Genomic DNA, 15,057 nt, shown 5'->3' with positions numbered 1-15,057 from the left:
GTGTTAACCCTGTAAATAAAGATAATCATAATGTACCAAAGGCTTCTGATTTTTTTGGCCAATGCGTTCCCGGGCTTTATCTGAGCCGTATTCGGCAATGCCAAGGCCTATAAGTTTATGGCTTTCATCAACCAGCTTAATGATATCGCCTTTTTTAAAGTCGGTTATTACCTTGGCAACGCCCACGGGTAATAAACTTGTGGCCTTGCTGGATACCAGCGCTGCTTTAGCTCCGGCATTAACCTGAACTGAACCAGTAGCCGATTTTTCTGAATGGGCAATCCATTTCTTTTTACCCGAAGCAGTTTTGTTTGGGATAAAGCGGGTATGGATCACCTTGTTTTCCAATACATCAGTAAGTATATTATTCCTCTTGCCGTTAGCAATGTGCACCGCTATGCCTAATTGAGCTGTTTTTTGCGACATGGTTGATTTGGTGATCATTCCGCCACGACCAAACTGCGATTTACCGGATGAAACAAACTCGGCAAAATCAACCACAGAGCCTGCAACTTCTTCAATCACAGCAGATCCCGGCGCTTTTGGGTCGCCGTTATAAATTCCATCAACATTGGTTAATACAATTAATGCCTGGGCATTCAGCATAGAGGCAATTAAACCGGCCAGTTCATCATTATCGGTAAACATCAGCTCGGTTACCGATACCACATCATTCTCATTAACCACGGGTATTACCTGGTGCTGTAACAACAGGTCGAGGCAGTTTTTCATGTTGAGGTAGTGCATCCTATCTCTGAAATCCTCCTTGGTAACCAATACCTGGGAGCAAAGGATCCCAAAACGCTCAAATAACTGCGAATAGGTATTTATCAATTTTACTTGCCCTATAGAAGCCAGGAGCTGCCTTGCGGCTATGGCATCATACTTTTCGGATATGTTGATCAGGCTTCTGCCAGATGCTACGGCACCCGATGAAACCAGGATCACCTCTTTACCTTGTTTTTTGATCGCAGCTATCTGGCCAACCAGGTGCTCAATGCGCTGCAGGTCGGGAAGGCCGTTTTCCTGGGTAAAAACATTGGAGCCGATTTTAATGATGATGCGCTGGTAATTAAAAGACATTTTGCCGTAGTACAGATTGAACCGCCAATATTACAAAATTGACACGGAACAGGACAGGATTATTTGAAAATATATCCACTAAAATGGTAGATTTAATAGAAGTATATATGCATTTATCCAAAAAAATCGAGAAAAAACAAGAAAAATGTTGACACAAAGCAAATAATTTATATTTTTGTCGACTAATTCCATAGACTATGTATCATATTTACTTAATTAATACCTCTAATCAGTTTAAAATGCAGCTCGTTAATATGTGTTGTTGTTGATAGGCCCCCATGCATCTATCTCCATCAAATTAATTAAACACATACTTAAAAAATTGCGCTAACCCCCTTCATGAAAACTCTTCATAATACGATTAAACTCATAGTACTTTTTCTTGTCCTTGTCCCGGCAATAGGCCATGCACAGCTTAATGGTTCATACATAATAAGCGGCGTTGTAAAAGACGACCATGGCGAACCACTTGTAGGTACAACCGTAAGCATAAAAGGAACCACAAACAAAACCGCGTCTGACAGCACGGGTAAATTTTCTTTAACAACAAGTGCCAAATTACCCTATACTTTAATTTTTACAGCATTAGGTTTTCAGCCGCAGGAGTTCTACGTTAAAAACGCCAACAGCGCTTTAAATATCCAGTTATCAAGTCAATCGTTATTGATTAACGAGGTGGTGGTAACTGCATCCCGTAAAGAAGAAAAGCTGCTTCGCTCTCCTGTAGCTATCGAAAAACTGAGCATCAACGCGCTTAAACAATCTCCCGGCCCAAGCTTTTACGATGCATTGGAGAACGTGAAAGGCGTACAGATGACCACCACCAGCATCACCCTTAAGGTACCTAATACACGTGGTTTTAACAGCCCGAACAACTTTAGGTTTATGCAGCTGGTTGATGGTGTTGATATGCAATCGGCTACCTTGGGTGTACCCCTTGGTAATGCTATTGGCCCAACCGAGCTGGATATTGCCAGTATTGAAATTACCCCAGGCGCGGCAGCGGCCCTTTATGGTACTAACGCGATAAATGGTTTATCCAACTTAATAACCAAAGATCCTTTTAAATACCAGGGACTGAGTTTTTACCACCGCCAGGGATTAAACCATGTAGGTAACGACCGTTTAGGTGCAAGTTCACTTACCGAGGACGCTTTGCGCTATGCCAAAGCCTGGAATGATAAATTTGCCTTTAAACTGAATGTAAGTTACATGCAGGGTACCGACTGGCAATCAGATACACGTAAAGATCAAAACCCTTATAACCTGAAAACGGCAAATCCGGGCTTTCCTGCACTAACCGGCACAAGCAATGCTGCTTATGATGGCTGGAACAAATATGGCGATGATGCCCTTGCCGGAAGTAATACCGTTGTTGTGAAAGGCCTTACCGTTGATGGTAAAACAATGCCAGGCCTTACCGTTGCCCGTACAGGATATAATGAAGTTGACCTGGTAAGTCCTAAGGTAACTAACCTGAAACTTGATGGTACACTATCTTATAAATTAACGCCCAGTACAGTATTGTCTTACACCTACCGCTACGGCAGGTTGGATGGCGTATTTCAGCGCGGTAACAAAATTTCATTGCAGGACGCTACGGTACAAAACCATAAAGTTGAGTTAAAAGGCAAAGAGTTTTTAGTTCGTGCTTATGAGTCGATAGAAAATACCGGCAATTCATTCAACGTAAAGCCTTTGGCCGATAACCTTGATCTGAACCATGCAAGCAATTCGGTATGGGGAACAAGCTTTAAAAATGCGCTTAATTCTTATGGCAGTGCAAACGGAGGTTTAACATCTGCAAACCTGGCTGCTGCCGAGCAATATGCAAGAGCTGCTGCAGACGCGGGAAGGGTAGAGCCTGGTACAAAAGCATTTGATGATTTAAGGAAAACCATTATCGGTATTAATAACTGGGACATCAAATCGAGCCTGATACCTAATGCCCCGGCTACCGGTGGCGCCGCGCTGGTTCAAAAAAGCCATTTATATAACGCTGAAGCCCAATGGGATTTAACAAACAGGGTAAAAGTGGTCGACCTGCTGGTTGGCGGCGATGTGCGTGTATACGCCATAACCCCGGATGGCAATAACTTTGTTGACTTTACCCGTTCGATTGCCGACAGGAACACACCTTTGGCCGATGGTAGTTTTGGCAAAAATGTGATCTACAAAAAATATGGAGCATTTACCCAGGTAACCAAAACTTTTTTCGATGAAAAATTAAAGCTATTCGGCTCAATCAGGTGGGATTACAATCCTTACTTTGATCCTAAGTTCACACCTCGTTTAGCGGCAGTTTATACCGTGAATGAGAATCATAACTTTAGGTTTACCTTCCAGAATGGTTACCGTTTCCCATCATTGTTCGAGGCATTGTCTTATGTAAACAATGGTCGTGTTAAACGTGTGGGCAGCTTACCATTTATAAATGATGGATTAGGTTATTTAGGTAACAGTTATACCCAGTCGTCTGTAGTTGCTTTTAACGCTGCAGTAAATGCTGCCGGTGGTACCGACCAGGTTGCTTTAGCCAACAGGAACCTGTTAAAAGTTGCCGATTTGCCGCCTTCAAGACCAGAGCAGATCACTTCCTATGAAGTAGGTTACAAAGGTATTATATTGAACAATAAAGTATTTATTGATGTGGATGCCTATACCAACCGCTATAATGGATTTTTAGGCCAGGTGCAGGTGTTTGTGCCTAATAGTGCTACAGTTGGCTCAGATGCCGGGGTATTGGCTATGCTTGATGTTAACCGCGACCCAACTACCGGAACTGCCAGCAACGCTGCCAGCCAGGGCCAAAGCAGGTACCGCGTTTATACCAATGCTAAAAATATTTATAATAACTATGGCTCATCGGCCGGTATCAGCTATAACTTCTATAAAAGATATACCGTATCTGGTAACGTAAGCTTCAATAAACTGAAATCGCAATCAAAATCAGATATTTTTGTTACCGGCTTTAATACTCCTGAATGGTCGGGGAACGTATCATTCGGTAACCGCGAAGTTGCCAAAAATGTAGGCTTCAACATTGTTTACAAATGGCAGGAATCATTCCTGTGGGAAAGCCCGCTGGTAACAGGTACAGTACCGGCAATAGGCACATTTGATGCCCAGGTTACTTACCGTGTACCAAAATACTATGCAACCTTTAAGGCAGGCGCAACCGATATATTCAACAAACGCTATTACCAATACGCGGGTGGCCCTACTATAGGCGGCCTGTACTATGTATCTGTTACGTTGGATGGTTTGTTAGCCGGTAAATAAACAACAGCTTTTTAATACGTTTTATATAGTTTTTTTGAAGCGGATGGGGGGAACTCATCCGCTTTTTGCTTGATATAAAAATGAATTATTACAGTCGCAAAATTCATGGAACCAAGCAATGGCTTCTCTTAAAAGTTCAAAAACACGGACGCACCATGATCTGTTGACCAACTTTATAAATACGGAAAGACTTATACTGCGACTTCTTTAATTTCAATATGTTTGTGTCAAGGGATCAGTAGATTCTGATGGACATATCAGGTGCCGGGATCAAAACATTTATACACGACGAAATAAGCTTATAAAATGGCAGCAGTCAAATCAGTTTTACTTTTTATGCTGGCCGGGCTGTTTGAGATCGGCGGCGGCTATTTAGTCTGGCAATGGCTTAAGAACGACAAACCAATTTGGTGGGGTATGGTAGGTGGTATCATATTAGTTTTATATGGCGTTGTGGCAACCTGGCAAACGGCTGATTTTGGGCGTGTATATGCTGCCTATGGCGGCATCTTTATCATTATGGCCTTGATATGGGCCTGGAAAGTAGATAACTTTCAACCAGACAAATGGGATGTAATCGGCGCAGTGGTAGCGGTTATCGGCGCGTGCATCATTATCTATATGCCAAGAAAGTAATATAGTTGACGCCTTTTAGCACAGGTTTTGTGCCGAAGCCTTTGAGCGATAGCTGACCTGTGCTTCACCAAATATTTTGTCATAAAGTCAATGGCTTATTCTTCATTCAGTATATCATTCAATTCTTCTTCTGTAAGCCCTTTTGCAGTCATGTCTTTGCGAAGCTCAGCCAGGAAACGCAGATAGGCCTCTTTATCGTCATCCTGAAATGCTTTGGCCAGGGATACATTAACACTATTGCTGATTGCTTTCTTTTTTTGTTCAGGTGCATTGCGCCACGCTTTTGCCAGCCTGTCATCTACTTCAATTACTATCCGCTCCATATCTGATTATTTTAATGATAACGTTGATTATCAAAAATACGAAATTATTAAAAGGTTTGATTCTAACTTCAATACTTTCTTCCCGGCCTCAATCGCGCATAGTGCCGCTTATTGGGTACCGTCCTGGTAATCGCCAACCACCACATGTGTCCGATACACAGGCCTTTTCGTTAAAGTGTTGGGAAATGACACGATACTGTCAGGACCAAACTTACGAAGTTTTCAAAACTTCGTAAGTTTTTACGCGATTAGACAACAGGTAGGACGGAAACAATTCCCTTGCTCTGTAAAGCGGAAATTAAGACGAATCTACATGACCAATCTGCATGTGTGGAGATTGCTTCGTGCCTCGCAATGACGCGGTTGGAAACTGATTTTGAGGTTAATTTGATCATACTGAATGATTAAAGATATTGTTATTGCTTTTTTGTTTCGTAATTTGGTTGCCCAAAGGCTTATCAGGGTGAGGTGGTTGCGTTTAGCATAAAATTTGATAAAAAGATAAAGGAATCTATATGAAATTTAAAAAAACACCAGTTCGAACTTGTATCGATAAGTTTCTTTTAATAACAGTAACTGCCCTCTGTATGTTAACTGTATTGGCGCAAGCACAGGTTGCGTCAAAGAAAAAGCGTGTGGGCGGGCAGCCCAACATTGTTTTTATTATGAGCGATGACCATTCGTATCAAACCATAAGTGCTTATGGTGGGGCGGTTTCTAAACTTGCACCTACGCCTAATATTGATAAAATTGCGAGCGGGGGCATCATCTACCGTAAGGCATTTGTTGAAAATTCTCTTTGTACGCCAAGCAGGGCATGCCTCATGACCGGTCTTTATAGTCACCAAAATGGCCAGCGCCAGCTTGCCGAGGGAATAGATAGCACAAAGGTATTTTTTAGCGAGTTGTTACAGCATGCGGGTTATCAAACGGCGATTGTCGGAAAATGGCATATGTCGATAGATCCCAAGGGATTTGACTATTACCATATCCTGGATGACCAGGGTAAATACTATAACCCAACGTTTAAAGGGCCCGAAACCGGGAACAAATTTATCCAGGAACAAGGATATGCCACCGATCTGATTACTGAACATGCCCTTGATTTTTTAAAAAAACGTGATAAAAATAAACCTTTTTGCCTATTGGTACACCACAAAGCACCTCACCGCAACTGGATGCCCGATGGGAAATATCTTGATTTGTACAACGATGTAAATTTCCCCGTACCCGAAACATTCTTTGATGATTATAAGTCGAGGTGTGAAGCGGCCAAAACTCAAAAAATGTCAATTAGTAATGATATGGAACTGGTTCAGGATTTGAAGTTAGAAGAGCTGAAAAATGATTTGGTAACTCCTTATGATAAGCTTTCCTATACATTTTTGATGAGCGAGCTTGGTAGGCTAACACCTGAGCAAAGGGCTGTGTGGGATAAGCATTACAAGCTAAGGAACCAGCAATTTATTAATGCGAAGCTGACAGGAAAGGAACTTGCACTTTGGAAGTACCAACAGTTTTTAAAGGATTACCTGCGGTGTATCAAATCGGTAGATGATGGGGTGGGCGAAATTCTGAAATATTTGAAGGATAATGGCCTGGAGGATAATACCATGGTTGTTTATACCTCAGACCAGGGATTTTATATGGGCGAGCATAACTGGTTTGATAAGCGGTTTATGTACGAAGAATCTTTCCGGACACCCTTATTAATAAAGTATCCAAAAGCGATTAAGCCAGGAATTCAAAGCGATGCCCTGGTACAAAACATTGATTATGCACCAACATTTTTGTCGCTTGCAGGACTTAAAAAGCCACAGGAGATGAGCGGAAACTCGCTTGAAGCAACATTTAAGGGGGCCAAACCAAAGGGCTGGCGTAATGATCTGTATTATCATTACTATGATTATCCTGCATTTCATATGGTACGCAAACATGATGGGGTACGTACCGAACGATATAAATTAATTCATTTCTACGGCAAGGGTGGTATGAGGGGAGCAACTACAAGGTACCAGACAACTCCCGGCTTCAGGGAATATAATGTTCTTAAATTAATCAACAATGCGGGCTATGTAACCAACGATGATGATATTGATTGTAACGAACTTTACGATTTAAAGACCGATCCGCAGGAGCTTCATAACCTTTTTGGTAAACCCGGCTATGAAAAACTTACCGACAATCTTCAAAAGCGGCTTGATAGCTACCGAAAAAAATTGAAGGTGCCAACTGATGAATTTTAATACAGTAGCCTCGTTAGTGTAAGTATTGGGAACCTCTTAGCCGTCATTGCGAGGAACGAAGCAATCCCCGATTTACAGAGTAGCTGTGCAAATCCGATCTGTATTTTGGGGATTGCTTCGTCGTACCTCCTTATAATGACGTGTTTGCAAACTGCTGATTATCAGTACTGTTTTTTAATATAATCTATGTCATTGCGAGGTACGAAGCAATCGCATGCTATACAGAGCGGACCTGTACAGCTCGCGATTGCCGCGCTGCGCTCGCAATGACATGGTTGTTTTCTGATAAATCTTGTTATTACTTGGCAGTCACCTCGTGCAATCCGCATTCTTTTTTGGATTGATCTTCCCACCACCAGCGGCCGGCGCGGAAATCTTCGCCTTCGGCTACGGCGCGTGTACAAGGCATGCAGCCAATGCTCGGGAAGCCTTTATCGTGCAGGGAATTGTAAGGAATATTGTATTGTTTGATATAGGCTTTTACATCATCAAGGGTCCAGTGAAAAATAGGGTGGTACTTTGCCAATTGGTTTTGTTCATCCCATTCCACATCGTGCATATCATGCCGGTTAACTGATTGATCGGCACGGATACCGGTGATCCAAAGCTTGTTGCCTTTTAAGGCGCGTTTAAGAGGTTCTATTTTGCGAATGCCGCAGCATTCTTTCCTATTTTCAACCGATTCATAAAAGCTGTTGGGGCCCTTGGCATTTACCATCTGCTCCAGCAGTTCGTGGTTAGGGTAATAGGCATGGATGGGTTGTTTATACCTGTCCATAGTGGCGCTCCAAACCGAATAGGTTTCGCGGAAAAGCCTGCCGGTTTCTAAAGTAAAAACTTTGATGGGGAGCTTATTGGCAAAGATCATGTGACTGATCACCTGGTCTTCCCATCCAAAACTGGTTGAAAAAACTATTTCACCGGGATACAGGTCGGCCAGTTTGGCAAGGGCCTCAACGGGCCCAAGGCCTGTGGTAATATCTGTTAATTGTTCAACTACCTGGTTCATATTATATAACCTTTAAAACAAAGGAAACAATTGATTTAATGCTCACCAATATTACAATGATACCTACTGATACCATGATGGTTTTGGTGGAGATTTTGTTAGAGATTTTTGCCGCTATAGGCGATGCTAAAGCGCTACCCAATATTAAACCGGCTACAGCCTGCCAATGATCGCTGCTTACCATAGCGATGAAGGTGATAGAGCCCATCAAAGCGACGAAAAAGCGCGATAATTTTACAGTACCTAACGAAAATATAGGGCTGCGGCCACCTGCAATAAGGGTAGATAATACGATGGAACCCCAGCCGCCGCCGCCAACAGCATCAATAAAACCGCCGCCTAAACCTAATAACGAAATACGTTTTACCTTATCTGCCGATTTTTTTTGCTTTACCTTAAATGCTTTTGATAATATTACACCGCCCAAAGTCAATGTATATAAGGATACTACGGGCTTGGTATACATACTGTAATGCTCCAGTGACGATAACAGGTAAGCTCCTGTAACAGCACCGATAATCCCTGGTATTACCAGTAATTTAAACAGTTTCCAATTGATATTACCCATGCGGTAATGCATCCAGCCGGCTATACCGCAGCTCAGGATCTCAGACAGGTGAACACCCATACTTGCCGAAGCAGGAGGGATACCCATTGAAAGGGAAAAGGTGGTAGAAGTAACACCATATGACATGCCTATGGCGCCGTCTATCATCGCGAATAAAAAACCCGCCCCTAAAAAATAATAGAACTGCGGGTTAACACCCTCTAAAAATGTTTTAAATGCGGGCTCCCTGAAATACAGCGCAGTTATAACTATAGCTATAGAAAGAATAATGGTTGACCATATCAGCCAGATAAAATTCTTAATCACTATCGACTTAGGCTCAACCAGCACCGATGTTACGCTGTTCAGCTTTTTAACCTTGGCAGCAAAATCTCCGCTGAGGGTTTCCCTTAAAGCACTCATTTGCTGCAGGGTGACATCCAATTCATCGGGCAGGCTTTCATTTAAAACCTCTTTTAAGCGTTTGGCTACCGTTGGCGATTTGCCATTGGTAGATATAGCCAGCTTCAAATCACCTTTTTGTACTATTGATCCTAAATAGAAATCGCAAAGTTCGGGCTTGTCGGCTACATTGATGAGCAGCTTGCGGTCATGTGCAGCCTGGCGAACATAGTTGTTTAGCTCGCTGTCATTAGTAGCTGCAATAACTACTTCGGCGGTATTCAGGTCATCATCAGTAAATGATTTCTGGATAATGTTTAAACCTTCGTTTTCTGCGGCAAGGCTGTGTATCTCTGGCAAAAATGTCTTTGATATTATGGTTACCCTCGCATAATTGCTATTATTTAAAATAGCAGTCAGTTTTTCCAGGCCCACATTACCGCCGCCTACCAATACCGTATGCAGGTTATTCAACTTCAAAAAAACCGGGAACAACTGGTTGCCGCCGATTTCTTCGTGCTCAATTTTTGTTAAACTCTTATCTTTCGGCAACAACGTCATAAACCTCTTTGATCAACTGAAACTTTGGATGCAGCGAAACCACTTCGCCCAAAACTATGATAGCCGGCGAACCGATCTTATGCTCTTTTACTACCTCAACAATACTCTCCACGGTGCCTATGGCAACCTTTTCATCTACCGTTGTACCACTTTGTATAACCGCTACAGGCATCTTGCCCTTACCTTCGCCTTTAAATATTTCGGTAATCGCAGCTAATTTATTAATCCCCATCAATACAACTACGGTAGCCCTGCTACGGGCTGCATCATACACATCGGGTGATATTTCACCGCTTGAAATGGTGCCGGTAACTACCCAGAAACTTTCGCTTAAACCGCGGTGGGTCACCGGGATGTTTTGCAGCTCGGCAACAGCTATCGAACTTGAGATACCAGGGATAACCGATGCCGGAATATTAAACGATGCCGCGAAATCCAGTTCCTCAAATCCGCGGCCGAACACAAACGGATCGCCGCCTTTTAACCTTACCACATGGCCGTAATTGATAGCGTAATCAACCATCAGTTTATTTACAGCCTCCTGGGAGTAGGTATGGTCGCCGGAGCGTTTGCCAACATACACCCTTGTTGCAGTTTCGGGGGCATAGTTAAGTAATTCTTCATTCACCAAAGCATCGTACAAAACAACATCGGCAGTTTTTAATGCTTTAATAGCTTTAACAGTGATCAGGTCGGCATCACCCGGACCTGCACCCACTAAAGTTATTTGCGGTTCTTTTATTTTATCACTCATTATTGTACCAATGCCTCTCTGAAAGCTTTACTTTTTCCTAAAAATTCTGTTGCCTGGGCTAAATATGCAGCGGCAAATTCGGCTGAGGGCTCATTCTGGTTAATCTGCAATACAAGGTCGTTAAACGAACCTTGAAGGTCAAACTCGCCTGTAGCAACGTATTGCGCATCAAATTCCTTAATAATGGTAGCCTGTGTGCTGCCGTTTATAGCTTTGTCAAGCAACAACGCTTTGGCCGAACTGATGAATACATTGTAAGAATGATAAATAGCATCAGACCAGGCGCCTTCTTTGAATGAGCCATTAGCCCAACCCATTTTTTCTTCCGATTCAAACAGCAGGGTAGCAACAAGATCAATCACAACACCGGCGCATTCGCCAACACCAATTGCCGAAACATAAGTTTCCTGGTGGCCCCAATCAATAAATTCATCATCGGTAAGGGTGGTTAAATCGGCAAGAGGCTTTAACATGCGGTAAAAATAATCTTTACCCTGCCTGTCGTAATAGGCGTGGAAAGTTTCACCTTCCGGCGAAAACTCTTTATAATCATTCAACACCATTCTTAAAACATCTGTAGCTCTTTTTGATGGTACTTTGATCACCCTTTCGGCTGCACGGCCAACGCCATCGCCAACAGTACCACCACCCAGCATCACCTGTACCGAAGGTAATACCTTTGTACCGGCTTTAAGCGAGCTGCCATGGAAACCAATATGAGCTAAACCATGCTGGCCGCATGAGTTCATACAACCGCTGATTTTTATTTTGATCTCGCGGTTATAAATAAGGTCTTCGTATTCGTTATAAATCAGGTCTTCCAGTACGCGTGCCATGGTCATGCTGTTGCTGATACCCAGGTTACAGGTATCGGTACCGGGGCAGGTGGTTACATCGGCCACGGTATCAAAGCCAGGTGCGGCAAGTTCAAGTTTAGCCAGGCCTTCATATAATGCAGGCAAAGCATCTTTACGTACAAATTTTAATAATAAGCCCTGGTTTTGCGTAATACGGATCTCGTTGGCCACCAGCGGCTCTAAAACTTTAACCAGTTGGCGGGCAGTTTCAGATGGGATATCACCAACAGGAACTTTAATATATACGCCATAAAAACCTTTTTGCTTTTGTTCAAAAACGTTTGTAGCCAACCATTGCTCATAGCGGAAAGGGTTGCTGATGCTAACTTCCGCATAAGTTGTTTCTGCCGGAAGCTTCGGTAAAGCGATAGTATCACGGTTGATAGGATAGCTTTTTACCTTTATAGCAGTCCTTTCAATTTTAGCAAGGCGTAAAACCTCATCCAAACCTATTTTTTGGATAAGATATTTCATGCGGGCCTTGTTGCGGTTATTGCGTTCACCATAACGGTCAAACACCCGGATGATAGCCTCAATATATGGGATCAACTGATCCTCTGGTAAAAACTCTTCAACTATGCTGGCCAATATAGGCTGTGCGCCTAAACCGCCACCTAACAGGATCTTAAAACCGCGTTCGCCGCTGGCATTTACCTTTGGTATAGCGCCAATATCATGAACATAAGAAAAAGCCGTATCCGCATCGCTTGATGAAAACGAGATCTTAAACTTGCGGCCCATTTCCTGGCATACCGGGTTACGCAAAAAATACTCAAAAGTAGCATGCGCGTAAGGCGAAACATCAAACGGTTCCAGTGGATCGATACCGGCCGTAGGGGAGGCGGTTACGTTCCTTACCGTATTTCCGCAGGCTTCGCGCAGGGTAATATCATCCTGCTCAAGCCTGGCCCAAAGTTCGGGAGTGCGGTCAAGACTTACATAATGAATCTGGATATCCTGGCGGGTGGTAAGGTGCAGGTTGCGGCTTCCGTATTCGTCAGATATATCGGCAATTTTTAGCAGCTGCTTAAACGTAACTTTTCCAAATGGTAATTTAATGCGTACCATTTGCACACCGGGCTGGCGCTGGCCATAAACGCCACGTGCCAAACGGAGGCTCCTGAATTTTTCGTCATGTATCTTACCTTCACGAAAAGCCCTGATCTTTTTTTCCAGGTCAATAATATCCTGTTCAACTATCGGGTTCTCCAGTTCTGTTCTGAAGCTCTGCATATCTTATGTTTTAATCAATTATAAAAAAAGCCCCTTTGGCTTAGGCTAAAGAGGCGTATGTTGGTTAATACTAATTATAGCCGTGCCTTACCGCCGCTTAAACAGCAATACATCCGCATGTAAATAATTGTATTAATAGRATTCATTATGTTTTATTTACCAAATATATACATAGTATAGGGAATTGGTAGAATTTAATTTAAAAAAACTGCTATTTGACAGTTTTATGAGATTATATATTGATGAGTGTTTGCTCGCGCGATATGATATCGGCAATGCTGGTTTCGCTCAGGATCTTCAAAGTAGCGTCCCTTACATCAACAAAAACATCCCTGATACCGCAGGTTGTTTCCTGGTGGCATTCATCGCATTTATGGTAAAAATTTAAGCTGGCGCAAGGCACCATGGCAATAGGGCCATCGGTTATACGCATAATGCTTACCAAAAATATTTCTTTGGGATCGCGGTTAAGGCTGTAGCCGCCGCCTGCACCTTTTTTACTATACAGGAAACCCGCGTTGCGAAGATCGAGCAGTATCTGCTCAAGAAACTTTTTGGGGATACGTTCGGCCTCGGCGATTCTGGAAATTTGCATTGGTGGCTGATCCATGTTTTTGCCCAGGATCACCAATGCTTTAATTGCGTACTTGGTTTTTTTGGAAAGCATTTTCTAAAATAAAACTCACAAAGTTAAACAATATTAAATAAAAATATCCAGTAATACTATAGAGTACAACGATACTATATTATTTACCTTTTTAATGATTTAAAATTAACAATTATTTGAAAACCTATGAAATCGCGGCGCTTTTTCATTGCAAAAACAGGGCATTTTAAGTTTTATTTGCTTCGAATGATAGTAAAATGAATAATTGCAATCAAAAATGATAATCAATTGGAGTTTTTATTGATAAAATGCTATTTTTTATCTGAATGACCAAGGCTTTTTTCGGGATTAACCTTATCTCTTACCAATTGTTTTAATTCTTTTATTTCCGGGAAGCGGCCTTCTCTTTTTCTATCAAATAAAACAAAATCGTCTACCCTGATGGTATACCTGCCGCTTACCTCGCTGGGGTGCAGGGTTACACCATATACATCATCTGTAAACGTGGTAAGCAATTCCTGGGCCATATAAGCGGCCCGCATCATCCAGTTACATTTGGGGCAATATTCAATAGTAATGGTGGGTTTCATTTTATTAATGATTTATTTTCAAAATAAATCGCTCCTCATCGTGCGTACTTAAAACAGCGATAGCATCACCAACTGCTACAGTACCGGCACCCTTATGGATCAGATTTTGCCCGAAAAGTATTTTATTATTCTTAAACCTGTATTTAGCCAACGTTTTTAGTGGCTCTTTGGCTTTTATGCCTGTTTGCTGATCAATGGTGGTCATGATACAGCGGGCACACAATTTGGCGCCATAAAAACTAATGCCGGCAATATCCAGGCGGTTCATCAGGTCTTCTTCAAAAGGCTGCCCGCCGGTGAAAACAATGTTTGGACGAAACCTATTCATAGGCAGCGCATCCTGCAGGCGGGCGTTCAGCTCATTTAACGAAGCCTGGCCTATTAGCAGGAAAGGGTAGGCATCAGCAAAAGAGGTGATGATACCCGGGGGCGCATAGTGTTGGTCAACCTCGCGTTCAGTTTCATCCGGCATAAAAACCAGCCTGCATTTTAAACCCAAAACCCTGGTAAACCATTCATCAAACTCGTCGCCAACATACACCCCTGTACAGGTATCGTCCCAGATCACTACATCGTGTTTGGTTTGCTCCTGGTATCCAAAAGGTATTTTAACAGCACCATTTAAATGGTGACTAACCAATAAACCGTCGTCTTCAATCTGCACCTTTACCAGGGCCATCTGTGCGTGCTCGCGCTGGGTAATAAAGCGGTTTTGTTCGTCAACCAGCATCCAGCGCCTGTCGTACTTAAAACCGCGCGAGGTAACTTCAGCTTTGGTAACAGCTACTCCGCCTAATGATTTAATGGGATATATATACAGTTCGCTTATCTGGAGCATAAAGGTTGATGGTGATGAGGTAAAAATAAGAAAAATTGTGCTGAAAGTATAGCTGCCGGGTAACGGTTTATAGAGGTGCTTTTTTCAAT

At 42.6% G+C, this 15,057-nt stretch carries 12 protein-coding genes; 3 read left to right on the top strand and 9 right to left on the bottom strand.

Features of this window, described 5'->3' with window-relative positions; translation table 11 throughout:
* Positions 1-3 precede the first annotated feature (3 nt).
* Positions 4-1,083: a glutamate 5-kinase gene (gene proB / locus AC1DQW_RS23955; RefSeq protein WP_477456358.1), complete on the bottom strand. Its 1,080-nt coding sequence runs from the start codon at positions 1,081-1,083 to the stop codon at positions 4-6.
* Between the two features lie 339 nt (positions 1,084-1,422).
* Between proB and AC1DQW_RS23950 the strand changes: the two genes are divergently transcribed.
* Positions 1,423-4,365 (top strand): TonB-dependent receptor, encoded by a 2,943-nt coding sequence (locus AC1DQW_RS23950; protein ID WP_477456357.1) that lies wholly within the window; start codon positions 1,423-1,425, stop codon positions 4,363-4,365.
* Between the two features lie 306 nt (positions 4,366-4,671).
* Positions 4,672-5,001, top strand: a complete 330-nt coding sequence (locus AC1DQW_RS23945) for a YnfA family protein (RefSeq protein WP_477456356.1) — start codon at positions 4,672-4,674, stop codon at positions 4,999-5,001.
* A gap of 95 nt (positions 5,002-5,096) precedes the next feature.
* Here the strand turns inward: AC1DQW_RS23945 and AC1DQW_RS23940 are convergent, their stop codons facing one another.
* A complete protein-coding gene (locus AC1DQW_RS23940; RefSeq protein WP_477417680.1) occupies positions 5,097-5,324 on the bottom strand; it encodes a hypothetical protein in 228 nt (75 codons plus the stop codon).
* A 587-nt stretch (positions 5,325-5,911) separates the two neighbouring features.
* Between AC1DQW_RS23940 and AC1DQW_RS23935 the strand changes: the two genes are divergently transcribed.
* Positions 5,912-7,570 carry a sulfatase family protein gene (locus AC1DQW_RS23935; protein ID WP_477456355.1) on the top strand — a complete coding sequence of 553 codons (1,659 nt, stop codon included), beginning with the start codon at positions 5,912-5,914 and terminating at the stop codon, positions 7,568-7,570.
* A 298-nt stretch (positions 7,571-7,868) separates the two neighbouring features.
* Here the strand turns inward: AC1DQW_RS23935 and AC1DQW_RS23930 are convergent, their stop codons facing one another.
* The 7 genes from AC1DQW_RS23930 to AC1DQW_RS23900 form a co-directional block, all read right to left on the bottom strand.
* Positions 7,869-8,579 carry a phosphoadenylyl-sulfate reductase gene (locus AC1DQW_RS23930; RefSeq protein WP_477456354.1) on the bottom strand — a complete coding sequence of 237 codons (711 nt, stop codon included), beginning with the start codon at positions 8,577-8,579 and terminating at the stop codon, positions 7,869-7,871.
* Position 8,580: 1 nt separating this feature from the next.
* The gene (locus tag AC1DQW_RS23925; RefSeq protein WP_477456353.1) at positions 8,581-10,089 is read right to left on the bottom strand and encodes a TSUP family transporter; all 1,509 of its coding nucleotides are present in this window, start codon (positions 10,087-10,089) and stop codon (positions 8,581-8,583) included.
* Positions 10,067-10,843, bottom strand: coding sequence for a uroporphyrinogen-III C-methyltransferase (gene cobA, locus AC1DQW_RS23920; protein WP_477456352.1), 777 nt, complete (start codon positions 10,841-10,843; stop codon positions 10,067-10,069). Before cobA ends, AC1DQW_RS23925 begins: the two co-directional genes overlap by 23 nt.
* Positions 10,843-12,933, bottom strand: a complete 2,091-nt coding sequence (locus AC1DQW_RS23915; RefSeq protein ID WP_477456351.1) for a nitrite reductase — start codon at positions 12,931-12,933, stop codon at positions 10,843-10,845. Before AC1DQW_RS23915 ends, cobA begins: the two co-directional genes overlap by 1 nt.
* Before the next feature lie 232 nt (positions 12,934-13,165).
* Positions 13,166-13,600, bottom strand: a complete 435-nt coding sequence (locus AC1DQW_RS23910; protein WP_477409312.1) for an RrF2 family transcriptional regulator — start codon at positions 13,598-13,600, stop codon at positions 13,166-13,168.
* Between the two features lie 251 nt (positions 13,601-13,851).
* On the bottom strand, positions 13,852-14,130 hold the full coding sequence (locus AC1DQW_RS23905) for an Rdx family protein (protein WP_477456350.1): 279 nt from the start codon (positions 14,128-14,130) through the stop codon (positions 13,852-13,854).
* 4 nt (positions 14,131-14,134) lie between these two features.
* Positions 14,135-14,968, bottom strand: a complete 834-nt coding sequence (locus AC1DQW_RS23900) for an MOSC domain-containing protein (RefSeq protein WP_477456349.1) — start codon at positions 14,966-14,968, stop codon at positions 14,135-14,137.
* Between the last annotated feature and the right edge of the window lie 89 nt (positions 14,969-15,057).

Source organism: Mucilaginibacter sp. P5_A4, from assembly GCF_056400605.1.
Note: the sequence above shows the minus strand (reverse complement) of the source record. Positions and strands in the feature narration are given on the sequence as shown.

Bases quoted from the DNA above. Each gene is read 5' to 3' on its own strand.
- AC1DQW_RS23905 (WP_477456350.1), bottom strand. From the start codon at position 14,130: ATGAAACCCACCATTACTATTGAATATTGCCCCAAATGTAACTGGATG.
- proB (WP_477456358.1), bottom strand. From the start codon at position 1,083: ATGTCTTTTAATTACCAGCGCATCATCATTAAAATCGGCTCCAATGTT.
- AC1DQW_RS23925 (WP_477456353.1), bottom strand. From the start codon at position 10,089: ATGACGTTGTTGCCGAAAGATAAGAGTTTAACAAAAATTGAGCACGAA.
- AC1DQW_RS23900 (WP_477456349.1), bottom strand. From the start codon at position 14,968: ATGCTCCAGATAAGCGAACTGTATATATATCCCATTAAATCATTAGGC.
- AC1DQW_RS23945 (WP_477456356.1), top strand. From the start codon at position 4,672: ATGGCAGCAGTCAAATCAGTTTTACTTTTTATGCTGGCCGGGCTGTTT.
- AC1DQW_RS23935 (WP_477456355.1), top strand. From the start codon at position 5,912: ATGTTAACTGTATTGGCGCAAGCACAGGTTGCGTCAAAGAAAAAGCGT.
- AC1DQW_RS23950 (WP_477456357.1), top strand. From the start codon at position 1,423: ATGAAAACTCTTCATAATACGATTAAACTCATAGTACTTTTTCTTGTC.
- cobA (WP_477456352.1), bottom strand. From the start codon at position 10,843: ATGAGTGATAAAATAAAAGAACCGCAAATAACTTTAGTGGGTGCAGGT.
- AC1DQW_RS23930 (WP_477456354.1), bottom strand. From the start codon at position 8,579: ATGAACCAGGTAGTTGAACAATTAACAGATATTACCACAGGCCTTGGG.
- AC1DQW_RS23940 (WP_477417680.1), bottom strand. From the start codon at position 5,324: ATGGAGCGGATAGTAATTGAAGTAGATGACAGGCTGGCAAAAGCGTGG.
- AC1DQW_RS23910 (WP_477409312.1), bottom strand. From the start codon at position 13,600: ATGCTTTCCAAAAAAACCAAGTACGCAATTAAAGCATTGGTGATCCTG.
- AC1DQW_RS23915 (WP_477456351.1), bottom strand. From the start codon at position 12,933: ATGCAGAGCTTCAGAACAGAACTGGAGAACCCGATAGTTGAACAGGAT.